The 222-nt window shown below is 40.1% G+C and carries 1 protein-coding gene; it reads left to right on the plus strand.

All coding sequences use genetic code 11. The annotated features are described in order from the left end of the window. Nucleotides 1–40: 40 nt before the first annotated feature. A partial coding sequence (locus RM541_RS17430) for a transposase (RefSeq protein WP_311501408.1) occupies nucleotides 41–222 on the plus strand: 182 nt, incomplete at its 3' end.

Genomic DNA, 222 nt, shown 5'->3' on the forward strand with positions numbered 1-222 from the left:
TGTACGTCCCTGATATAGGTTGACCACAAAATCAACTTGTATGAAACCCAATGTACGATTATTGCGAAAGCAACGCCAGTACTCTAATGAGTTCAAAAGACAGATTGTCGCAGACTTTGAAAGCGGTCAACTGAGTGTGCCACAGCTATCCAAACTTCATGGAGTAGCTAATCAGGTGATTTACCGCTGGATTTATAAATTTTCTACTTTTAACGAGAAAGG

The sequence above is a fragment of the Autumnicola psychrophila genome, from assembly GCF_031846645.1.
Classification (GTDB): domain Bacteria; phylum Bacteroidota; class Bacteroidia; order Flavobacteriales; family Flavobacteriaceae; genus Autumnicola; species Autumnicola psychrophila.